The 21,778-nt window shown below is 70.3% G+C and carries 21 protein-coding genes; 13 read left to right on the top strand and 8 right to left on the bottom strand.

The features are described 5' to 3' along the window. Window positions 1-56: 56 nt before the first annotated feature. Both A3G1_RS32850 and A3G1_RS0102955 read right to left on the bottom strand, forming a co-directional pair. The gene (locus A3G1_RS32850) at window positions 57-614 is read right to left on the bottom strand and encodes a hypothetical protein (RefSeq protein WP_157640866.1); all 558 of its coding nucleotides are present in this window, start codon (window positions 612-614) and stop codon (window positions 57-59) included. A gap of 312 nt (window positions 615-926) precedes the next feature. Beyond that, window positions 927-1,442, bottom strand: coding sequence for a TetR/AcrR family transcriptional regulator (locus A3G1_RS0102955; protein WP_018347971.1), 516 nt, complete (start codon window positions 1,440-1,442; stop codon window positions 927-929). Window positions 1,443-1,557: 115 nt separating this feature from the next. Between A3G1_RS0102955 and A3G1_RS0102960 the strand changes: the two genes are divergently transcribed. Further along, window positions 1,558-1,998 carry a DoxX family protein gene (locus tag A3G1_RS0102960; RefSeq protein WP_018347972.1) on the top strand — a complete coding sequence of 147 codons (441 nt, stop codon included), beginning with the start codon at window positions 1,558-1,560 and terminating at the stop codon, window positions 1,996-1,998. A gap of 140 nt (window positions 1,999-2,138) precedes the next feature. Here A3G1_RS0102960 and A3G1_RS32855 read toward each other — a convergent pair whose 3' ends face one another. Then, the gene (locus A3G1_RS32855) at window positions 2,139-2,990 is read right to left on the bottom strand and encodes a DUF4349 domain-containing protein (RefSeq protein WP_018347973.1); all 852 of its coding nucleotides are present in this window, start codon (window positions 2,988-2,990) and stop codon (window positions 2,139-2,141) included. Between the two features lie 70 nt (window positions 2,991-3,060). On the opposite strand from A3G1_RS32855, the gene A3G1_RS0102970 reads away from it, so the two are divergent. From A3G1_RS0102970 to A3G1_RS0102980, 3 genes are read left to right on the top strand one after another with little or no spacing between them, the layout of a single operon-like run. Then, window positions 3,061-3,660, top strand: a complete 600-nt coding sequence (locus tag A3G1_RS0102970; protein ID WP_018347974.1) for an MBL fold metallo-hydrolase — start codon at window positions 3,061-3,063, stop codon at window positions 3,658-3,660. Window positions 3,661-3,685: 25 nt separating this feature from the next. Beyond that, complete coding sequence (locus tag A3G1_RS0102975; protein WP_018347975.1) at window positions 3,686-4,429, top strand: SCO6745 family protein; 744 nt, start codon at window positions 3,686-3,688, stop codon at window positions 4,427-4,429. Between the two features lie 19 nt (window positions 4,430-4,448). After that, on the top strand, window positions 4,449-5,399 hold the full coding sequence (locus A3G1_RS0102980) for a GNAT family N-acetyltransferase (protein WP_018347976.1): 951 nt from the start codon (window positions 4,449-4,451) through the stop codon (window positions 5,397-5,399). On the opposite strand, the gene A3G1_RS0102985 is transcribed toward A3G1_RS0102980, so the two are convergent. Next, window positions 5,400-5,840, bottom strand: a complete 441-nt coding sequence (locus tag A3G1_RS0102985) for a gamma-glutamylcyclotransferase (protein ID WP_085985651.1) — start codon at window positions 5,838-5,840, stop codon at window positions 5,400-5,402. Window positions 5,841-5,913: 73 nt separating this feature from the next. On the opposite strand from A3G1_RS0102985, the gene A3G1_RS0102990 reads away from it, so the two are divergent. Continuing rightward, complete coding sequence (locus A3G1_RS0102990) at window positions 5,914-7,302, top strand: NAD(P)H-quinone dehydrogenase (protein WP_026211757.1); 1,389 nt, start codon at window positions 5,914-5,916, stop codon at window positions 7,300-7,302. A gap of 50 nt (window positions 7,303-7,352) precedes the next feature. Here the strand turns inward: A3G1_RS0102990 and A3G1_RS0102995 are convergent, their stop codons facing one another. Further along, window positions 7,353-9,152: a hypothetical protein gene (locus tag A3G1_RS0102995; protein ID WP_157640868.1), complete on the bottom strand. Its 1,800-nt coding sequence runs from the start codon at window positions 9,150-9,152 to the stop codon at window positions 7,353-7,355. 69 nt (window positions 9,153-9,221) lie between these two features. Here A3G1_RS0102995 and A3G1_RS0103000 point away from each other — a divergent pair, with 69 nt between their 5' ends. From A3G1_RS0103000 to A3G1_RS32865, 4 genes are read left to right on the top strand one after another with little or no spacing between them, the layout of a single operon-like run. Continuing rightward, on the top strand, window positions 9,222-9,848 hold the full coding sequence (locus tag A3G1_RS0103000; protein ID WP_018347980.1) for a hypothetical protein: 627 nt from the start codon (window positions 9,222-9,224) through the stop codon (window positions 9,846-9,848). Further along, the gene (solA, locus tag A3G1_RS0103005) at window positions 9,832-10,995 is read left to right on the top strand and encodes an N-methyl-L-tryptophan oxidase (protein WP_026211758.1); all 1,164 of its coding nucleotides are present in this window, start codon (window positions 9,832-9,834) and stop codon (window positions 10,993-10,995) included. Before A3G1_RS0103000 ends, solA begins: the two co-directional genes overlap by 17 nt. After that, entirely contained in the window at window positions 10,979-11,743 is a 765-nt protein-coding gene (locus A3G1_RS32860) for a class I SAM-dependent methyltransferase (protein WP_040477319.1), read from the top strand. Before solA ends, A3G1_RS32860 begins: the two co-directional genes overlap by 17 nt. A gap of 44 nt (window positions 11,744-11,787) precedes the next feature. Next, a complete protein-coding gene (locus A3G1_RS32865; RefSeq protein ID WP_018347983.1) occupies window positions 11,788-12,561 on the top strand; it encodes a class I SAM-dependent methyltransferase in 774 nt (257 codons plus the stop codon). Between the two features lie 72 nt (window positions 12,562-12,633). On the opposite strand, the gene A3G1_RS0103020 is transcribed toward A3G1_RS32865, so the two are convergent. Both A3G1_RS0103020 and A3G1_RS0103025 read right to left on the bottom strand, forming a co-directional pair. Continuing rightward, a complete protein-coding gene (locus A3G1_RS0103020; RefSeq protein WP_018347984.1) occupies window positions 12,634-13,881 on the bottom strand; it encodes an amidohydrolase in 1,248 nt (415 codons plus the stop codon). Between the two features lie 366 nt (window positions 13,882-14,247). Next, the gene (locus tag A3G1_RS0103025) at window positions 14,248-15,816 is read right to left on the bottom strand and encodes an acyl-CoA mutase large subunit family protein (protein ID WP_018347985.1); all 1,569 of its coding nucleotides are present in this window, start codon (window positions 15,814-15,816) and stop codon (window positions 14,248-14,250) included. 161 nt (window positions 15,817-15,977) lie between these two features. On the opposite strand from A3G1_RS0103025, the gene A3G1_RS0103030 reads away from it, so the two are divergent. Beyond that, entirely contained in the window at window positions 15,978-17,951 is a 1,974-nt protein-coding gene (locus A3G1_RS0103030) for a serine/threonine-protein kinase (protein ID WP_425411364.1), read from the top strand. 9 nt (window positions 17,952-17,960) lie between these two features. Here the strand turns inward: A3G1_RS0103030 and A3G1_RS0103035 are convergent, their stop codons facing one another. Beyond that, entirely contained in the window at window positions 17,961-19,607 is a 1,647-nt protein-coding gene (locus tag A3G1_RS0103035; RefSeq protein WP_018347987.1) for a phospho-sugar mutase, read from the bottom strand. A gap of 35 nt (window positions 19,608-19,642) precedes the next feature. Between A3G1_RS0103035 and A3G1_RS0103040 the strand changes: the two genes are divergently transcribed. The 3 genes from A3G1_RS0103040 (at window position 19,643) to A3G1_RS0103050 (ending at window position 21,770) form a co-directional block, all read left to right on the top strand. Further along, the gene (locus A3G1_RS0103040) at window positions 19,643-20,698 is read left to right on the top strand and encodes a methyltransferase domain-containing protein (protein WP_018347988.1); all 1,056 of its coding nucleotides are present in this window, start codon (window positions 19,643-19,645) and stop codon (window positions 20,696-20,698) included. Between the two features lie 95 nt (window positions 20,699-20,793). Further along, a complete protein-coding gene (locus A3G1_RS0103045) occupies window positions 20,794-21,150 on the top strand; it encodes a hypothetical protein (protein WP_018347989.1) in 357 nt (118 codons plus the stop codon). Between the two features lie 221 nt (window positions 21,151-21,371). Beyond that, window positions 21,372-21,770 (top strand): hypothetical protein, encoded by a 399-nt coding sequence (locus tag A3G1_RS0103050; RefSeq protein ID WP_018347990.1) that lies wholly within the window; start codon window positions 21,372-21,374, stop codon window positions 21,768-21,770. Window positions 21,771-21,778 lie beyond the last annotated feature (8 nt).

Here is a 21,778-nt window from a genome sequence, read left to right on the forward strand (position 1 = left end):
CAGATCCGCCCTCAGCGGGCCACCGCGCGTCAGATCAAGAACGCAGGTCAGGAACCTCAGTCGGCGAGCAGATCCGTGAGAGCCGAACCGTGCTCGACGTTCTCCTTGTGCCAGCGGACCTGGAGCACCAGGTTGGCCATCGGCAGCGCCGCGTAGGAGAGGTCGATCTGCATGCCCATGTTCTCCCGGAGCCAGGGCGCGACCTCGCTCCACCGGTAGAACTGGGTGCCCTCCCGGGTCGGATTCACCGGAGCGGGGAACCCGCCGCCGCCCCGCTCGCCGATCGCATACCGCCGGATGGACTCCCGGCTCCGCCCGACCCGGGTGGCGATGTCCGCCAGGGTCAGCATGTCGTCGTCGGCGACCCGGATCGCCCGGAACCCGGGCACCTTCTCCACGTCCCGCACCGCCGACGCGATCGCGTCAGCCAGGGTCTCAGCCTCCCGGTCGAACTCGGCGATGCTGAAACCGCCAGCCTCAGTTCCGAAGGTGGCATCGTCGCATCCAGCCTCGAACAAGTCATTGAGCTCGTCGTCTGAAGGATCGCGGTTGAGTACGAGGGTGAACGCGTAGTTCGCCACCATCGGCCTCCCTCGGCTAGCTGCCATCGTCATCTCAAGCATGATTGTGCCCCCTCACGAAACCAGCAATACGCTTGGCGTGTTCGCCTGGGTCGCGTGGTGTGCAATACACCCGATGTCTTGCGTGGCAGGTCGTGCACGTTACCTGGCCCCAGACATGGCCATTGTGGATCTCAAGAACTTCGAAGCCCGCCCCGCGAGCCTTCCCGAGTGCTTCGGCGATCTCTTTCTTGGGGTGCCTGCCGGCGCTGACCACGCACTTCTCCTCAAGGACATTCCTGTCACCTCCTGGGTACCTGCCCGGGCACGGTGCAACTTTACACCCCGGGGTGCAGGAGTGCACCCCTAGCGTTCGAAGAGCTTGCGGAGGACGGGGCGGGGGTCCTCGGTGGACCCCGGGGGGAAGTTGCCGGTCAGGGCGAGGGTCGCGTAGCCGTGCACGAGTGACCAGGCTGCCCGCCGCATCTCCTCCGATGTGCTGCCCGTGGTCGCGAGGCCCGTACTGAGGGCTTGGCCTGCCCGTTCCTGGGCGGCGGCGACGTCTTCGGCCCGGTACAGGGCCGGGCGGAACATGACCTCGAAGTGGCCGGGGTGCCCGATCGCGAACCGGATGTACGCCGCACCCGTGTCGATGAAGTCCCCGGCGCTGTTCAGCTCGTCAGCCAGCATCTCGTACCCCTCGGCGGCCAGCGCGCCGAGCAGCCCGCGTTTGTCTCCGAAGTGGTGTGCCGGGGCCGCGTGGGACACGCCTGCCCTGCGGGCCAGGTCGCGCAGGCTGAGGTCGGCCGCCCCCTGTTCGGCGATGGCTTCCGCCGCCGCCGTGAGCAGTGCCCGGCGCAGGTCTCCGTGGTGGTAGTTCATGGCTGGCCTCCCGTGGTGCCCGGTGTGGGCGTCGTCTCCGTACCCATCTTGCCATTGACAAGATGAGTGCGCCAATCCTAGTCTTGACAACGACAAGATTGATTGGAGACAGCTCATGGCCCCCCTCGTCGCCCTCGTCGCCCTCACTCTCCTGACCCGGCTGGCCGGCTTCGCCGGAGTGGAAGCCCTCGACAGCTGGCAGGTGGCCGTCCGGGCCGGGCTGGCCGCGATGTTCCTGCTCACCGGGTTCGCCCACTTCTCCGGCAAGCTGCGCGGCGACATGATCAAGATGGTGCCGCCGCAGGTGCCGGCTCCCGCGTTCATGGTCACGCTGACCGGGGTGCTGGAGATCGCCGGCGCGGCCGGGGTGCTGGTCCCGCGCACGGCGAGCCTCGCGGCCATCTGCCTGGGACTGCTGCTCCTGGTGATGTTCCCTGCGAACGTGTACGCGGCCCGGCAGAAGCTGGTCTTCGGCGGCCGGCCCTCGACCCCGCTCGTACCCCGGACCCTGCTCCAGATCGTGTTCGTCGCCGCGTGTATCTACGCCGCTTGGTAGTGCCGACCCGCTGAGAACGAATCTGGACTGCCCGCCGGGGCTTCCCACGTACATCACCGGTACGAGGGAAGCCCCGGCGCTTGCCAGATCCGCTCTCAGCGGGCCACCTCAGGTCAGATCAAAAGCGAAGCGCCGGCCGGTCAGGACTCGGACGGGGTGCGGGTGCGGCGGCGGATCAGCCACCAGAGGGCCCCGGCCGGGATGGCCAGCGCGAGAAGGAAGGGCAGGAGGAGGCCGAGCGCTGTCAGTACAAAGTCGAGGGTTGTCTTGAAGCCGGACCAGCCGGAGGACAGGCCGGCGAGGAACCCGGTCTCCTCCTTCTTCTCCTTGTCCTTGGCTGGCGGAGCGTCGGGGCCGGTGAGCCGGAGGGTGATCGTCGACAGGGCCACCGAGTCGTCCAGTGCGCGTTTCCTGGCTTCGAGGGAGCCGAGCTCACCCTCCCGCTTGGCCAGCTCGGACTCGATCGCCGAGATCTCCTGGAGGCTGCCGGCCTTGGCGAGCAGCTCGCGGATGCGGGCCACGCTCATCCGCTGCGCGGTGATCCGGGCGTCGACGTCGATCACGGTCGTCGTGACGTCCTCGGTCTTCACCTCGCGGGACTGCTCGGTGCCGAGCTTGGCCAGTTCTGTCACCGCGGCGTAGAACCCGGACGACGGGATGCGCAGCGTGATGGTGGCCTGCGCGCGGTACTGGCTGATCGTGCGGGTCTCACCGCCCACGAAGCCCTTGGCGCGGCTGGCGATGCCACCGGCCTCGTTCGCCGCCGTGTCCACTGAGGACACTTGCAGGCTGAGGGTTCCGGTGTACACAATGGCGCGGCTGACCGGATCGGCCTGCTTGGCTTCCTTCGCCTCCTGCTGCTTGGCTGCGCCGGGGGCTGCGGCCGGCGCCTTTCCGGCCGTGTCGGAGGCCCGCTCGCCCGACGGGGCGGAGCAGGCGGCCAGCGCGACGGTGATGGCTATGGCGGGAATCAGTGTCCAACGAGTACGCATGCGGATCGGATGCGGCCGGACGGACTCTGGTTCCGGTTAGCAGGTTGCGGGTGCGCATAGGGTAGGTCTCATGCAGCTCACGAAGTACACACACGCCTGTGTCCGGATCGAGCATGACGGGGGCATCCTGGTCGTCGACCCGGGCGAGTGGAGCGAGGACGAAGCGGTGCGCGGAGCCGACGCCATCCTCGTCACGCACGAGCACAACGACCACTTCCACCCGGACCGGATCCGTGGTCTCGACATCCCGATCTACGCGCCGGAAGGCTCCGACCTGGACGGCGTGCCGTTCACCCCGCTGACGGCCGGGCAGAAGATCGAGCTGACCGGCCTGGAGATCGAGGCGATCGGCGGCCGGCACGCGCTGACCTACGAGGACCTGCCGCAGTGCGCGAACCTGGGTTACGTCATCGACGGCGGCCGGGTCTACCACCCCGGCGACGCGCTCTACGTGCCCGAGCAGCCGATCGAGACGCTGCTGGTGCCGGTGATGGCACCGTGGCTGAAGCTCGGCGAGGCGATCGACTTCGTCCGGGGCTGCAAGCCGGCCCGCGCCTTCCCGATCCACGACGCGATGGCCAGCGACATCGGCACGACGATCGTGGACAGGTGGATCGACTTCAAGGGCGAGACCGACTACCGGCGCCTCACGCCCGGCCAGTCGGCCTGACGCCGCGCCGAACCTGCCCGGTCGAATGACTCCACTGGAGACAGCCACAGCGATCAAGGCCGCGGTGTACACCCTCGGCCGGGCGTTCAGTGACTGCCCGAAATCCCTCAGCCGTGCCAGGGCGATCGGCCTGACCGGCTGGGGGTTCTACGTGGCCGGCCGGGCCGGTGTCCTCGGCGACGTCCGGCCGGAGGTGGCCGCCGCGGCGATGGGGTTCGTGGCACTCGACGCCGTACGGGACGGCTGGCTGGCGAGCCGCCGGATCGCCCGGCCAGCCGAGATCGCGGCGATCAGCCTGTCGGAGTGCAGCCGCTGGGGCCGGGAACGCCTCGGCGGCCTGCCGGAGATCGGCACGCTCGCGACCCTGGCCGAGCAGGCCGCCCGGTCGGCCGACGCGACCGGCATGCCGCTCTTCGCCGCCTGGCGCGCCGTGCCGCTGCCGGACAACGACCCAGGCGCGCGGGCGGCAGTCGCCCTGCACCTGCTCCGGGAGCACCGGGGTGCCGCGCACGTGCTCGCGATCCGGGTGGCCGGCCTGAGCCCCGTCGAGGCCATCGTGGCCGGTCCGGACGGGCGGGCCGGGGCGCAGGCCTTCGGCTGGCCCCCGCCGTACCCGGACCCGGCTCCGCTGCTGCGCCGCCGGGCGGAGGCGGAGCGCCACACCGACAAGATCGCGGCAGACGCCTACCGGACACTGGGGGCTGGCGAGCGCGCTGAGCTGGTCAGACTCCTGCTGGGCCTGCGAAATCAGCTGGACCGGGCTGCCTGAGGCCGCGTTCACTGGGCGCATGACAGCTTTCCCCGCAGGTTTTTCCGTTGAACGGCCGTCCGCAGGGCAGTCGGCAGAGATCCTGACGATGCTGCACGCCAGCGACGTCGCGACGATCGGCTTCCCCGACTTCGAGGAGTCCCAGGTCCTGGAGGTGTTCGCGGGCGAGGCGTTCGACCCCGGGGCCGACTCGTGGCTGGTGCGGGGGCCGGACGGGGCCGTGGCCTGCTGGGGGTACCTCGACGGGGAGGCCGGCGACCCGTTCTGCGAGGCTTACCAGGATCCCGGTGTCACGGCAGCCCTCCAGGGCCCGATGATGTCCCTGCTCGTCGAGCGGGCGATCGAGCGGGCTCGGGCCGCCGGGCTGGCCGAGGTGACCCTGGGCGCCGGTGCCGTCATCGGCACCGAGGACCACTACATCGCCGTCATCGAGAGCCACGGCTTCGCCTTCCGCAACCACAGCGCCCGCATGACCCGGCCGCTGACCGGTGACGAGAAGCGCCCGGTCCCGCCGGACGGCGTCGTCATCCGGCAGATGCGCCCGGAGGAGCTCCCGCTGCACCACGAGATGATCGTGACGGCCTTCGCGGACACGTCACACCCCGAGACGCAGAGCCTCGCGGCGCTGACCGAGGAGACCGTGCGCCCGCAGCCGGGTACCGCCTGGGACGAGTGGCTGATGGCCGAGGTCGACGGCGAGATCGCCGGCACCCTGCGGTCGAGCAACCAGTCGGCGGACAAGAACGAGGGCTGGGTGAAGCGCCTCGCCGTGCGGCCGGCCTACCGTGGCCGTGGCGTGGCCCGCGCGCTGCTGGAGACGGCCTTCGCGATCTACGCCGAGAAGGGCCGGGTCGCCGTCGGGCTGGGCGTGGACACGGGCAACCCGACCGGGGCCTACCGGCTCTACGAGTCGGTCGGCATGACCCCGGCCTACCGCTGCAACGACTACGAGCGGACGGTAACCCTCTAGCTACAGCGCTGGCCGGGCGCGCAGGGCCGCGACGTAGTCGGTCGGCGCCCCGGCCTTCTCCGCGGCTGTGGCCAGCTCCGACAGGTACCAGGCGCTCGGCAGGCCGCCCTCGTAGCCGGTGAAGGCATACAGCCAGGCGAACTGGTCGCCTTCCAGTGTGGCGACCCGGACGTGCAGCTTGCGGTAAGTGCCGGATGCCACGCCTTCCAGGTCGTCGAGGGCCTGGGCGTCGAAGGTGTGGATGTCGTACAGCGCGACGAACACCTGGTCGCCCTCGGACTCGACGACCGTGGCCACCGAACCCTCCGGCATCACGGTGTCGCCGGCGAACGTCAGCCGCCAGCCCTCCAGCCAGCCAGTGCCCACCATCGGCGAATGGGGGCAGTAGGCCCGCATCCGTCCGGGATCGAGATTTGAGCCATAGGCGGCGTACATCGGCACTAGCCGACGATAGCTCGAATTACGGTAGTGGAGAATGAGCCAGGCCGGGAGTCTAGTTGTTTGGGGAGTTGGCTTGTCTCGCATCGTGATCATTGGTGGTGGCCCGGCCGGGTATGAGGCCGCGCTGGTGGCGGCGCAGCTCGATGCCGACGTGACGGTCGTCGAGGCTGACGGGGCCGGCGGAGCGTGCGTGCTGTCCGACTGTGTGCCGTCGAAGACGTTCATCGCGTCCTCCGACGCGGTCACGGCGCTCGCCGCGGCTCCGGGGCTCGGCGTGAACCCCGGCCCGGCGACTGTCGACGCCGGCGCCGTGTACTCCCGGGTGAAGAACCTGGCCCGGGCCCAGTCCGAGGACATCAGGGCCAAGCTGGTCAAGGTCGGCGTGGACGTGGTGGCGGGCAGGGCCCGGCTCGGCGAGGACACCCTGGGGCACACCCACCGGGTGGTGATCGAGCCAACAGGCGGTACGCCGTACCACGTGGACGCGGACGCTGTGCTGCTCGCGACCGGTGCGACGCCGCGGGTGCTGCCCGACGCCGTGCCGGACGGCGAGCGCATCCTGACCTGGCGCCAGGTGTACGACCTGCCGGACCTCCCCGAGAAGCTGATCGTGATCGGCTCGGGTGTGACCGGTGCGGAGTTCGCGAGCGCGTACAACGCGATGGGCGTGGACACGACGCTCGTGTCGAGCCGGGAGCGGGTCATGCCGCACGAGGACGCCGACGCGGCTGCCGCGATCGAGCGGGTGTTCCGGGCGCGGGGCATGACGATCCTGGGCCGTTCGCGGGCCGACAAGGTGACCCGGACGGCCGACGGCGTGCTGGTCGAGCTGGCCGACGGCCGGCGGGTCGAGGGCAGCCACGCGCTGATGGCCGTCGGTTCCATCCCGAACACGACCGGGCTGGGCCTGGCCGAGTACGGCGTGAAGACCGACCGGGGTTACATCACCACCGACCGCGTGTCGCGGACCAACGTGCCGGGCATCTACGCGGCCGGTGACGTGACAGGCGTGCTGCCGCTGGCAAGCGTGGCGGCCATGCAGGGCCGGATCGCGATGTGGCACGCGCTCGGCGAGGCGGTCTCCCCGCTGCGCCTCCAGACCGTCGCCGCGAACGTCTTCACCAACCCCGAGCTGGCCACGGTCGGCGTCTCGCAGAACGACGTGGACCTCGGCCGGGTGCCTGCCCGCGCGATCATGCTGCCGCTCGACGGCAACGCCCGGGCGAAGATGCTCAACATCACCGACGGCTTCGTGAAGATCTTCTGCCGCCCGGCCAGCGGCCTGGTGATCGGCGGCGTGGTCGTCGCGCCGAAGGCCAGCGAGCTGATCCTGCCGATCAGCCTGGCGATCGAGCACCACCTGACCGTCGCCCAGCTCGCGCAGACGATCACGATCTACCCGTCGCTGTCCGGGTCCCTCGCCGAGGCCGCCCGCCAGCTCATGCAGCACGAGTTCAGCTAAACCCAGAAGATCCTTTCTTTGTACCTGCGGCGCCAGGCCCCCTGGCGCCGCTAGGTAAGCCCTCCCATCCCGCCCAGCTCGCCCAGAGCCGCGCGGTACCCGGGGTCGGACAGGTACGACCCGTGGCCCCGGATCCGGCTCGACAGGGTGGCCGGGTCGAGCAGCCGCCGGTCGCAGTCCAGGGAGACGGGCCCGCTGACGCCGTCGGTCTCCCGCCACAGGTTCAGCCACGGGATGCCCAGGCCGGCCAGCCGGGCCGCTGTGACGTAGGCCGGGAAGCACTTCCCGTAGATGCGCATCAGCGGGGAGCCCGTCGACAGCAGTGCCGTCCGCGCCTTCGGCCCCGTCGAGAGCAGGGCACCAACGGCGAGTACAGAGCCCTGGCTGTGTCCGCACAGGACGACGCCCTCGCCTTCGGCCAGCGTCCGGAGCCGGGCTGCCAGCTCCGGCACGGCGCGTTCGGCGTAGCAGGGCGGGGCGAGCGGGTGCGCGGCGCGCGGCCAGAACGTGCCGATGTCCCACAGCACCCCGATCGTCCGGCGCGTGAGCGTGGAGGTGTACGCCCACACCCCGAGCGCGAGCAGCGCGGCGACGGCCAGCCCGGTCAGCCACGTACCGAGCACGACGGCCCAGCGCAGCGCCCCCGGCGGCTCGGTACCGGTGAGGGCCAGGGCCGCGAAGGTCACGGCGGCGGCGAGCACGGGTGCGTACACGGCGACGAGCAGCGGTACGACGTGGCGGATCAGGCGCGCGCCGCCGATCGCGGTGTCCACGGCCCCGGCCCGTTTCGGGTCGGCCGCCCGGCCGCCGGGGAAGTCCGCGTCGGTCGTCGCGGAGGCCGACCGGCACAGCCGCCGGTACATCACGTACCCGGCGAGGGCTGTCAGGGCCGCCGCCACCAGGAACAGCACGAACCCGAGCCCGGCCCACTGGTACCCGGCCGGGCGTTCCAGCCCGCCCAGCAGCGCCGCGACCGGGTGCCCGAGCCCGGCGCTGAACACCACCGACATCCCGAGCCCCGCCGAGCCGACCATCGCGGCGACCCGCGAGGACCGGAAGAACAGGATCAGCAGCAGGGCCAGCTGTGCCGCGAACAGCCACGAGACCGTCGCGCCGTAGCCGGGGAGCGGATCGGCGTGCTGGGAGGGGGTGGGCCTCACGAACCAGTACAAAACAAAAAGCAGGATCGCAACGGCCCGCAGGCCCTCGATGACCCAGTCCGGCAGTCTGGTCAGGACAGTGATCCCGGCCGCGACCAGCACTCCCACCGCGACCCACCGCACGCCTGACGGCAGCAGGGCGACGATCGTGGCGAACGCGACGGCGATGTGCAGGGCTCGCAGCCGGCCGACCAGCACGCGGCCGTCCCACAGCCCGCCGTCGCCCGGAAACGACTCGTAGGCCTTCCACGTCCGCCGCCCGAGATGCCAGAGCAGGACGATGACCGCGACCGTGACGGCGATGCCGGCGGTGAGCCAGCCGCGCTGCCAACCGGCGAGGTCGAGCGTCATTCCGCCCACACCCACCACAAAGGACACTGTGAGTGAGAGGGAGAAGAGCCTGCTGAGCCGCTCGCCAGCGTCGCCGGGGCGCAGCCAGTGGACGAGGTTGCCCAGCATGAAAGGCAGCAGGAGCAGCCACAACGCCCGGCTCGTCCGGCCCGAGGTGAGCTGGCCCCAGGAGTAGCCCTCCAGGGTCAGGCCGGTCGGCCCGAACGGATCGTCCGGTTCGGACACTCGGTAGAAGCCGGCGTCCCCGTCGCCGGCCACGCGCCGCACATGACTCCGGCCGAGGATGTTCTCCGGGCTGCGGCCCGCGACACCGTGGACTCTCAATTCGACAGCCGCCATACTTCGAGTCTCCTAGATATCGACGTACGGAGATAGACCCCCTATGCTGTCCAAACTGGGAGGAGCTGCATGCAGGAGCCGAACTGGATCATCACCTCCATCGTGGGCGCTGTGATCGGAGCGCTCCTGGTCCCGACTTGGCGCATAATGCTGTACCCGATCCGCAGATTGCGCCCGCATCCGTTGCACGGCATCTGGTATTCGTACAGCTACAGTTTCATGGACGGTGCCCTGCAATTGCGGCACGGCACTTTCACCATCCGATCTGGACTATTGCAGCGCTGGATCGTGCACCGGGAGAACTTCGGCAGGTATCCGCCGCCAAGCCTCGGGCCTGCACCGCCGCCACTGCGTTATCGCGGCACGGTTTCCGAGGAACACGACCACTATGTGATGCTGTTTTCCGGCCGCACGCACACCGAGACCCTGCTCTATCGCTTCGTGAACCGGATACCGTCCAATGCCGGGATCATCCCCGGAGTGTGGATGGCATACGACCACGATCTCAACCCGGCGGCTGGCTGCGCGATCATCAGCAGAGGCCCGCTCGCGCCGCAGACGGTGACTACCCTCTTGCGATCCTGGGTAGTATTTGAAAAGGGCGCATTCCACATTCGCAAGACGCCCGCCAGGCACGCCCCTAGGCAGCTAACAGACAGCTCACTTGGGGATGCCGAGAATGTTGAAGAGTATTGACGCTGACGTCATCGTCGTAGGCCTCGGGGCAATGGGCAGCCAGGCACTCTGGAGACTCGCCAAGCGTGGGATCAGGGTCATCGGTGTCGAGCAGTTCGCCGTCGGCCACGCCAGGGGCGCCAGCCACGGGGAGTCCCGGATCATCCGCACCGCGTACGCCGAAGGGGCCGCCTATGTGCCGCTGCTGCTGGAGTCCTGGCGGTTGTGGGCCGAGCTGGAACGGGTCACCGGCGAGCGCCTTCTCGACCGCACGGGTGGCCTGATGCTCGGCCCGCCGTCCTCGCCGGCCATCACCGGCCCGATCGCCTCCGCCGAGCAGCACGGCCTCAAGTACGAGCTGCTGACGGCCGATGAGCTGCGCAAACTGTACCCACAGCACGCCGTCACCGACGACATCGCCGGCTTCTACGAGTACGACGCCGGCGTCGTGTACCCGGAGGCCGCGGTGCAGGCAGCCGTCCGCGCAGCCCAGGTACGCGGCGCGCGCGTCCTCCGGGCCGAGGTGTCCCAGGTGGACGCCACGGGCGTCGTGCTCACCGACGGCACGGTCCTGCGCGCCCGGCACGTGATCGTGGCCGGCGGCGGCTGGCTCCCGAAGCTGCTGCCCGGCCTGGCCGCGCGGCTGGAGGTCGTCCGGCGGGTGGTCGGCTGGTTCCCGGCGCCGGCCGGGTTCGGCCCCGGCCAGTTCCCGATCTTCATCCGGATGGGCGACGAGGCGGGGGAGCGCAACTGGTACGGGTTCCCGGCGATCGGCGGCGCGGTCAAGATCGGGCTGCACGTCTGGCCCGGCATCGACGAGCCGGTCGACCCGGCCGCCGGGGTCCGGCCAGCCGACGCCCGCGACGCCCAGATGCTCAGCGCCGTCGTGGCCGGCACCCTGCCCGGGCTCGCCCCGGAGCCGAGCCGCCTGCTGACCTGCATGTACTCCCTGACCCCCGACCGGCACTTCCTGGTCGGCCCGCACGAGGGCATGACGGTGCTCGGCGGCTTCTCCGGGCACGGCTTCAAGCTCGCCCCCGTGATCGGCGAGATCGCCGCCGCTCTGGCTGCCGACGGCCACTCCGACTTCGCCCTCGACCTGTTCGCCCCCGGCCGCTTCACCACCCTGCCCCTCCGGCCCCGGCGGAGCGATGAGCTTGGACGTTGACTACGACGACGGCCTCTACGCCGTCTACGACCGTGGCCAGTCCCTGCCCCCGCCCACCGAGAACCTCCTCCTCGACGCCTTCACCCGGCTCGCACCGGCCGGCCGGCCGCTGACGGTCTGCGACCTCGGCTCCGGTACCGGGCGGCTCAGTCCCGGCCTCGCCAGCCGGTTCGGCGGGCCGGTCGTCGGCGTCGAACCCTCCGGCCGGATGCGCTCCCTCGCCTGCGCGCGCCGGCCGCACCCGGGCGTCGGGTACGTCGGCGGGACGGCCGAGCGGCTGCCGCTGCGCTCCGGCTCCTGCGACCTGGTCGTGCTGTTCCTCGTCTTCCACCACGTGATCGACAAGCCGCTCGCCCTCCAGGAGATCGCCCGGGTGCTCCGCCCCGGCGGCCGGGTCCTGATCTGCGGCAACTTCGCCGGCCGCCCCTCGCCGCGCGCCTGGGCCGCGTACTTCCCTCGCGCCCACGACCTCGAGGAACGAGCACTGCCCAGCCTGGAGGACACCGAGAAGGCCGCAGTACGGGCCGGCCTGCCCGTCTCCGCGCTGGAGTCGCTGGAGCTGACGATCGCGCCCAGCCTCGCCGCGTACCACGACCGGCTCCGCTACCTCGCCGTCTCCGCCTTCCGCCAGCTCACCGGCCCCGAGCTCGCGGCGGGCCTCGGCCTGCTCGCGGTGGCAGCAGAGGCGGAGCGGACCCCGGCCCCGGTGGTGAGCTCAGTGGACGTCCTGGCACTCACCCGTACCTGATAATCCGTTGCGGCGCATCGCGGCCGGTGACAGGGTCCTCCGTCATGGGGGAAACCTGGACTCTGTTCGACCGCCTCGCAGATCGCTATGACGAGGTCATTCCATTCTTCGCCGAACTGGCCACCCGGACGCTCGACGTCGTCGGGCCGTCAGCAGGCGATCGACTACTAGACATCGGTACCGGACGCGGCGCCATCGCCGTGGCCGCAGCCGCCCGGGGCTGCGTGGTGACAGCCACGGACGCGGCCCCGCGCATGATCGAGCGGCTCTCCGCCGGGTACCCGGAACTCGACGCGCGGGTAATGGACGCGCACGGGCTGGACTTCCCGGACGCCTCGTTCGACCTGGCGACCGGCGGCTTCATGATCCACCTCGTGTCCGACCCGGTGCGGGTACTGGCCGAGCTGCGCCGCGTGATCCGCCCCGGCGGGCTCGTCGCGCTGACCGGGCCGGGCGACTGCGAGGACGACGGCCGGTGGGACGGCTTCCACGAGCTCGTCGGCGAGTACGGCCAGCGCGTGGACACCAGCCACTTCCCGGCCAAGCCCTTCGAGCTGGACCAGGTGACCGAGGCTGGCTTCACCGGCCTCACCACCACGGAGATCGAGGTGCACCTGCCGGTACCCGACCCGCAGACCTGCTGGGACTTCCACATGTCCCACGGCTTCGCGGGATTCGTGGAGTCACTGAGCCCGGCAGACGCCGCCGAGTTCCGCGAGAAGGCACTGGCCGAGTTCGCCCGGATGCACGCCAACGGCGGGATCATCGTCGACCGGGGCGCAGTGGTGCACGTGGCCCGGGTACCAGCTGGTTCCTAAGCTTTTGAGAACGCGGAAGCCCGTGTACTGGTTGTACACGGGCTTTTGCGTTGCGCAGCTCAGATTGTTCGCTCAGCAGGCCGGCAGATCCGTAGCCGCTAGTGCTGCGTGCACCAGAACCCTGACGCCGTAACCGATCGCGCGTTCGTCCACATCGAACCCGCTCTGGTGCAGGTCCGTGATCTTGCCTGAGCCCGGCACCCCGACGCCCAGCCGGGCCAGGGCACCCGGCACCTGGTCCAGGTAGAAGGCGAAGTCCTCGCCGCCCAGGCTGATCTCGGTCTCGACGACCTGGTCGGCACCGAGCGCGGCGCTCGCGGCTCCGGCCAGGACGGCGTTGGCCATCCGGTCGTTGATCGCCGGCGGGACGCCCCGCGTGTACTTCACGCTGGCCTTGGCGCCCGTGCCGGCCAGCACCTCGTGCACCAGGTCCGTCACGAGGTCCGGCAGCGTCCGCCACACGTCCCGGTTGAGCACGCGGACGGTGGCACGGGCGAAGCCGGTGTTCGGGATGGCGTTGGCGGCCTCGCCAGCCCCGATCGCGCCGAACACCATGACCAGGCCTGCCCGCGGGTCGACCCGCCTGTTCAGCAGGGCCGGGACGTCGGTGACCACCCGGGACAGGGCGTTGACCAGGTCGACCGTCAGGTGCGGGCGGGACGTGTGCCCGCCGGGGCCCTCGATCTCGACTTCCAGGATGTCGGCGGCGGCCGTGATCGGGCCGGGCCGGACGCCGAGCAGGCCGACCGGGAGCCGCGGGTCGCAGTGCAGCGCGTACACCGTGCTCATGTCCTCGAGCGCCCCGAAGGCGATCATCTCTGGCGCGCCCTGCGGCTGCTTCTCCTCCGAGGGCTGGAAGATCAGCCGGACCCGGCCGCCGAGCTCGCCTTCCCTGGCGAGCTGGGCCAGGGCGAGGCCCGCGCCGAGGACCACGGTGGTGTGCACGTCGTGACCACAGGCGTGCGCGACGCCCTCCCTGGTCGAGCGGTACGGCACGTCCTTGGTGTCCGGCAGCGGCAGTGCGTCGAGGTCGGCGCGGAGCCCGACCACCCGGTCGCCCTCACCGATGTCGCAGAGGATCCCGTTGCCCCGGGGCAGCAGGCGCGGGCTGAGGCCTGCGGCGCGCAGCTTCTCCGCGACGAGCTCGGCGGTGTGGAACTCCTCGCCGGACAGCTCCGGGTGGGCATGAATGTGTCTGCGGGTGGCTACGAGCTCGGCACCGTGGGCCGCCAGCCATCTGTCGAGCTGTCCGGGAAGGGGGTCGGCGCCGGGGAGGGTCTCGGGCCAGGATGACGTCAGCGTGCTCAGTGCGCTCGTCACGGTCGGTTCTCGATTTCGGGTCGGGTCGATGGAATACATTCTTTATAACGTCCCATCCCCGCCCCGGTCACGCTCCGCTTGATAACTATCCATAACTTGGGACGGAAAAGGTCACCAGTTCATTACCCACAGTAGCAAGTTGGCCTGTGGTCCCCGAACTCTAACCATCCGGCCGATGGCTCGTGTCGCACAAACCGTCCGTCGCGCGATCGCGGCCTGCCGGCTAACCGGCCGGGGGCCGCGAGCCCAAACACCCCGCCTGACCTGCGGCTGGACCTGGCCCGAAAGCCCGCTGGCCGCGCCAGTCGCGATGAGGTATCGACAATCATCGTAACTGTTGCGGCCAGCGGGATTTGCTCACCAGGCTCAGAATCTATCTGCCGGCCTATAAATTCCCCATACTTCACGCAGTGCATGGGAAACCTCGCCGACAGTGGCGCGCGCCCGGAGTGCTTCCTTCATCGGATACAAGACATTGTCCGTACCGGCGGCGGCCTTCTTCAGCTCTGCGAGGGCCGCCTCGACCGCGGCGTTGTCACGCTCCGCGCGCAGCCGGGCCAGCCGCTCGACCTGCGCCACCTCGATCGACGGGTCGACCTTGAGCGGCTCGTACGGGTCCTCGACGTCGATCGTGTACTTGTTGACGCCCACGACGATCCGCTCGACGTTGTCGATCTCCAGCGCGATCTTGTAGGCGCTCCGCTCGATCTCGCCCTTCTGGAAACCGGCCTCGATCGCGTCGACAGCCGAGCCGTACTCGAAGACCCGGTCGATCAGCTCGTTGGCCAGCCGTTCGACCTCGTCGGTCATCGCCTCGACGACGTAGGAGCCTGCGAACGGGTCCACAGTCGAGGTCAGGTCCGACTCGAAGGCGATGACCTGCTGGGTACGCAGGGCCAGCCGGGCGGCTTTCTCCGTCGGGAGCGCGATCGCCTCGTCGTAGGAGTTGGTGTGCAGCGACTGGGTGCCGCCCATGACGGCCGCCAGGCCCTGGATCGCGACCCGGACCAGGTTGACCTCGGGCTGCTGCGCGGTGAGCTGCACGCCGGCCGTCTGGGTGTGGAACCGGAGCATCATGCTCTTCGGGTCCTTCGCCCCGAACTCCTCCCTCATGATCCGCGCCCAGATCCGCCGGGCGGCCCGGAACTTGGCCACCTCCTCCAGCAGCGTCGTGCGGGCGACGAAGAAGAAGCTGAGCCGGGGCGCGAACTCGTCGACGTCCATCCCGGCCGCGATGGCGGCGCGCACGTACTCGATCCCGTTGGCCAGCGTGAACGCGATCTCCTGCGCGGGCGTCGCGCCGGCCTCGGCCATGTGGTACCCGGAAATGGAGATCGTGTTCCACTTCGGCAGCTCCGCCTTGCAGTAGGCGAAGGTGTCAGCCACTAGCCGAAGGGAGGGCTTGGGAGGAAATATGTACGTGCCCCGTGCGATGTACTCCTTGAGGATGTCGTTCTGGATGGTCCCGGTGAGGGCGCTGCCCCCGATCCCGGACTCCTCGGCGACGAGCTGGTAGAGCAGCAGCAGGACCGAACCGGGAGCGTTGATGGTCATCGAGGTGGAGACCTTGTCCAGCGGGATGCCGCCGAACAGCGTCCGCATGTCGTCGATCGAGTCGATGGCGACGCCGACCTTGCCGACCTCGCCGTGGGCGATCGGGTCGTCGGAGTCGAAGCCCATCTGGGTCGGCAGGTCGAAGGCGACGGACAGCCCGGCCGTACCGGCTGCGAGCAGCTGGTGATAGCGCGCGTTCGACTCGGCAGCCGTGCCGAACCCGGCGTACTGGCGCATCGTCCACGGCCGCTTGGTGTACATCGTGGGGTAGACGCCACGGGTGAACGGGTACTCGCCCGGCTCACCCAGCCGCTCGGCGAGGTCGCCCTGGACGTCCGCTGCCCGGTACACCGGATTGATCTCGAATCCCGACTCACTCATTCCCGGATAGTAGAACGCGCACGACGGCTGCGCATTCGGGCTGCGACACATCGCACATCCGGTGTTCGGCCGGCGGCGCGTGTCAGGCGGGTACACGCATCGTTAGGCAATGCGACGATTTCCGTCCCCGATTTCGCATCCGGCCCCATCTCTAGGACACTATGCGCGTTGGGTTCGGGAGGAACGACAGCGTGACGACTGAAGCACCTAGCACCCCCGGTGTCGCCGGAGCCACCATCGGCGGCCGGTACGTCCTGCGATCCAGCATCGGCAGCGGCGGCATGGGTACCGTCTGGAAAGCCTACGACCAGCTCCTCCGCCGGGACGTGGCCATCAAAGAGGTCAAGATCCCCGCGGCGATGGCCAAGGCCGACCGTGAGGTGCTGATCGAGCGCACCCTGCGGGAGGCCCGCGCGTCAGCCGGGCTGAACCATCCGGCCGTGGTCCGGATGTTCGACGTCGTGACCGAGGGCGGCAGGCCCTGGCTCGTGATGGAGCTGCTCGCCGCGCGCAGCGTCGCCGAGATCGTCACAGAGGACGGTCCGATGTCGCCCCGCGCCACAGCGAAGATCGGCCTGGCCATGCTCGGCGCGCTGGAGGCCGCGCACGCCGCCGGCGTCCTGCACCGCGACGTCAAGCCCGCCAACGTGCTGATCGGCTCCGACGGCCGGTGCGTGCTGACCGACTTCGGCGTCGCCCGCCTCATGCAGGAGAGCGACCTGACCACACCGGGCATGGTGCTCGGCTCCCCGCACTACATCGCGCCGGAACGGGCGATGGGCGGGGCTTTCGGCCCGCCCAGCGACCTGTTCTCCCTCGGCGTCACCCTGTACACGGCCGTGGAGGGCGGGCCGCCCTTCGACCGGGGCGACCCGATCGAGACCATGCACGCCGTCGTCCAGGCCCAGCCGGAGCAGCCCCGCCGGGCAGGCCCGCTGGCCCCGATCCTGTACGGACTGCTGGAGAAGGACCCCCGCCGCCGCTGGGACGTCCACCGCACCCGCCAGGCCCTCCGTGAACTGATAGACGGCGCGCTGGCCAACCGGCAGCCGCGCCAGGAGGAGACCGACCCGCACGCGGTGATCCGGGTGGCCCCGCCAGCCCCGCCGCCGCAGCCGCAGGGCGAGGTGATCGGCGGCCGGGCGATGCTCGCGCCCGGCGAGACCCCGGCCCAGCGCGCCGCCCGGTCCGCGCCGTCCCAGCAGGCGCCGTGGTCGCCGCCGGCGGCTCCGGTATCGCCCGCCGCCCCTGTCCCGTCTGCGGCTGACCTGCCGACCGGGGCAGCGCCCGCGCTGGAGGCGACCGGCCATCACCTGGCGGTGTCCGGGGTGGACACGGGCGAGCAGTCCACAGTCAACCTGGTCCACGGTCCGGGTGCCTCTCACCAGCACGGTGCTGGGCAGCCGCCTCTCCACCAGTCTCCTGTTCACCAGCACGGTGCTGGGCACCCGCAGACGATGGCGCAGCAGGGGCCGATGCCTCCGCTTCCGCCCGGTCAGCAGACCGCGATGCTGCCGCCGGGGCTGTCGCTCACGCCCCGCCCGGTGCGGCGCCAGTACCCGCGCTGGCTGATCCCGGCCGGGGCCGGCGCGCTGGGCCTGATCCTGATCGTCGTGTTCTCCGTCGTGTTCTTCTCCGGCGGCGACGAAACACCGAAGGCCAAGACCAGCCCGAGCCCGACCGGGCCTGGGTTCCCGGTGGAGGAGTACAAGGACGCGCGCGGGTTCAGCCTCAACGTGCCGAAGGGCTGGGTGAAGAAGGCGACCGCCACCTACGTCGACTTCGTCGAGCCCAACGAGACCGGCCGGCGGATCCGGCTGAACGTCGAGTCGGCCAGCAGCACGGCCAAGGCGTGGGCCGAGGTGGCCGCCAAGGGCCTCCAGCAGAACAAGAACAACTCCTGCCCGCAGTACACGCTGATCGGCGTGCGGGACGTGTCGCAGGGCGTGCAGAACGCCGCCGAGCTGGAGTACACCTGCGACACCGGCCCGAAGCTCCGGCACGGCAAGTGGCGTGGCGTGCGCACCGACTCACGGGTGTTCACGTACTACCTGAGCGTGCCGGAGACCCAGTTCGCCGAGAGCCAGCCGATCTACGAGGAGATGAACCGCTCGTTCCGCCTGGAGACCCCGTAGGGAGTCAGCTCACCAGATGCCGAGCGCCGCGGCCATCTCCGTCCGGAGCGCGGTGAGCGAGGCGCTGGCCCGTTCGCGGGAGGCCGTGACGTCGCCGTCGTGGACGGGCTCGACCACCTCCAGGTACGCCTTGAGCTTCGGCTCGGTACCGGACGGCCGGACCACCACGCGCAGCCCGGCGCCGCGCACGATCACCACGTCGGCGTCGGGCAGCAGGTCCTCGATCGTCACCGGCTCGTCGAGCAGGGTGACCGGGGGCTTGGCCCGGAGCCTCGTCATCGCCGCCGCGATCTCCGACAGGTCGTCCACGCGGACGGAGAGCTGGTCGGTGACGTAGCAGCCGAACTCGGCGGCCAGCTCGTCGAGCCGGTCGCCGAGGGTCCGCAGCTCGGTACGCAGCCCGGCGGCCAGCTCGGCCACGAGCAGCGCGGCGGTGATGCCGTCCTTGTCGCGGACGAGCGCCGGGGCGACGCAGTAGCCGAGGGCCTCCTCGTACCCGTATGCCAGGTCCTCACCCGCCCGCACGATCCACTTGAAGCCGGTCAGCGTCTCCCCGTAGCCGGCTCCGCGCTGCTCGGCGAGCGCCCGGAGCATCGAGGACGACACGATCGTCGTCGCGTACCGGCCCCGCACGCCGCGCCGCATCAGGTGGTCGGCGAGCAGGACACCGACCTCGTCGCCCCGGAGCATCCGCCAGCCGGAGGGCGTCGGGATGGCCACGGCGCACCGGTCGGCGTCGGGGTCGTTGGCGATCACGATGTCGGCGCCGGTCTCGGCGGCCAGCGCGAGGACCAGGTCCATCGCGCCGGGCTCCTCGGGATTCGGGAAGGCGACGGTCGGGAAGTCGGGATCCGGCTCGGCCTGGGCCTCCACGACCGACGGCTCGGCGAACCCGGCGGCAGAGAACGCCCGCTGGAGGACCGTCCCGCCGACGCCGTGCATCGGCGTGTACGCGACGGCCAGCTCACGCGGCGCGTCCGGGTCGACGACCCCGGCCGCTGCCCGTACGTAGTCGGCGACGATCTCGTCACCGAGGGTCTCACCGGCCGGGCCGAGGTGCACGTCGGACAGCGGGCCGACCGCGCGGATCTCCGCCTCGATCTCCGCGTCGGCGGGGGAGACGAGCTGGGCTCCGGCGCCGGCCGGACCGCCGATCTCCGCCCCGAGGTACACCTTGTATCCGTTGTCCTGGGGTGGGTTGTGGCTGGCGGTGACCATCACGCCCGCAGCGGCACCCAGCGCCCGGACAGCGAAGGCCAGGACGGGCGTGGGCAGTGGCCCCGGCAGCAGCAGGGCCTGCCGCCCGGCACCCGTCGCGACCCGGGCGGTCTCCTCGGCGAACGCCTTCGACCCGTGCCGCGCGTCGTACCCGATGACCAGCGGCCCGCCGGCACCCTTCGCCGCCAGCCAGCGCACCAGCCCGGCGGCGGCCCCGCGCACCACGGCGAGATTCATCCCGTTCGGCCCGGCCCGCAGCGGCCCGCGCAGCCCGGCCGTGCCGAACGTCAGCGGCCCGGCGAACCGGTCGGCCAGCTCGGCGGCGGAGCCGGGCAGCTCGGACAGCAGCCGGGACAGTTCCGAACTGGTCATCAGGTCGGGATCGTCCGCCAGCCACTGTTCAGCCTGGGCTCGCAGGCCCGCCACGTCGAAGGTCATGCGGCCATGCTTGCACATTTGCGAAGGTTGAAGACGTGGAAGACACCGAGCGGCTGGTCGCGGCATTGGGCATGGTCAGCCCGGAATGGCGGGAGGCTTTCCGGGCCGTGCCGAGGGCCGCGTTCCTGACCAGGTTCTTCCGCCCGGTGGCCGGTGGCTACGCCGCGATCGCCGCCGGAGACCCCGGCTTCGCGTCGATGGTCTACCGGGACAGCGTCCTGCCGACAGAGATCGACGACGACGACTCGCTCTGGGACTACGCCCGGGAACACGGGCCGGTCGACGGCGTCCCCACCTCGTCCAGCAGCCAGCCGAGCCTGATGGGCATGATGCTCGACGCCCTCGGCGCCCGGCCAGGGCACCGCGTCCTGGAGATCGGCACCGGCACCGGCTGGAACGCCGCCCTGCTCTGCCACCGCCTCGGCTCGGCGGCCGTCACCACGATCGACATCGACGCTGCCCTCGTGGCCAGGGCCCGCGAAGCCCTGGCAGCCCTCGGCTTCACCCCAGCCGTCGACGTCGCCGACGGCGCGAACGGCTACCCGCCCAACGCCCCCTACGACCGCATCCTCGCCACCTGCGCCGTCGCGACCATCCCGCACGCCTGGGTCACCCAGGCCACCGTCGGCGGCCGCATCCTCGCCAGCATCTACGGTCACCTCGGCGCCGGCACCATGCCGCTCCTGGAAGTCACCGCCCCCGGCGTCGCCGAAGGCCACGTCCTGGCCACCGGCAGCTATTTCATGCCCTTGCGAGCACAGCGCCTCCCCGACCTGCTGCCGCGCTCCAGCTCCCCGGGCGTCACCAGACCCACCCAGGTGTACCTGGACAGCGCGGCCCCCTGGTCAGCCCTCGCCGAACTCCGCCTCCCCGGCGTGGCCGCCACGAACTCCGGCTACGACCAGTGGCTCCTCCACTCCGACGGCTCCTGGGCCCACTCCGACGGTGACCGCGTCACCCAGGGCGGCCCCCGGCGGCTCTGGGACATCCTCGAATCCGCCCACGCCGACTGGTCAGCCCACGGCCGCCCACCCCGCACAGCCATCCACATCCGCGTCGACCAGACCGGCCAGCACACCTGGCTCGCCTGAGACGGCTCCGGGGGCCAAGTTGTGAGCACGCGTGGCAAAACGAGGTCGCAACTTTTTGCGGGTTCGCCGGGGCGCGATCGGCGACAGTAGCCACTATGGACACCGAGAACCCCGCGACCAGCGAGTACGACCGCCCGGGCCTGGCCCAGGAACGGGCGGCCGAGTACCTGGCGGACATCGAGAAGGGCTGGCAGGCCGACGCGAGCCAGCTCAGGCAACTGGCCGAGGCGGTACGCGACAGCCACCGCAAAGCGCACTGGCACTACATCGCGGCCGTACGGGACATGGCAGAAAAGGCTGTCTCCGAGTCCCGCCACCGCTTCCTGTGCGGCTACCTGGCGGAACTCGAGGCGATGCCGGTCCCGTGGGAGCCGGGGCCAGGCCGCGCACGGGGCGTCGCCACGGTGTCCACGGCCCTCGCTGGTGGAGACGTCCGGCTCACTGCTGCGTGAAAGGACCTGATGTGACTGACAGGCAACTTCACGTATCCCCGTGGGGGCAGAATGGGTTATTGGAAAAGGCACTCTGACAAAGACGGCGAGGCACTTCTGCAGGAGCTGCACGATCGTGGTTGGGTGATCATGGATCCGCCCAAGTACTACACGGTACGTTGTTCCTGCGGAGACCATCAGCGTCAGATTCATCTGACCCCGTCAGGCCCAAACTATTTCAGATGGGCACGGAACTGGTGCAGGAAGAGGCCCTGCTGGTGAAGGGAGGACCGATGACCGAACGGCGACTCGCCATGCAGATCTCGATCGACTTCGCCCTGGAAGCAGACACTGACGCTGACACCTTCCACGCGCACGGCGCAGAGCTGATGGAGGAACTTCTCAAGCTCGAGGCCTGCGACCCGGAGATCACCGACGCTTCCGTAGGTACTGATGCCGGGGAAGGAACCATCACCGTCGACCTGCTGGTCTACGCGGCTGACGAGCCAGATGGGTTACAGAAGGCGCTCGACGTGATCCGGGCGGCGGCACACGCAGCCGGTGCCGCAACGCCCTACTGGCCGGTGGTGGTAGTAGAACCCAAGGAAACGCGTATCAGCCGGACCCTGGTGGAAGCCTAGGTGTAGCT

Source organism: Longispora albida DSM 44784 (assembly GCF_000379825.1).
Lineage (GTDB): Bacteria > Actinomycetota > Actinomycetes > Mycobacteriales > Micromonosporaceae > Longispora > Longispora albida.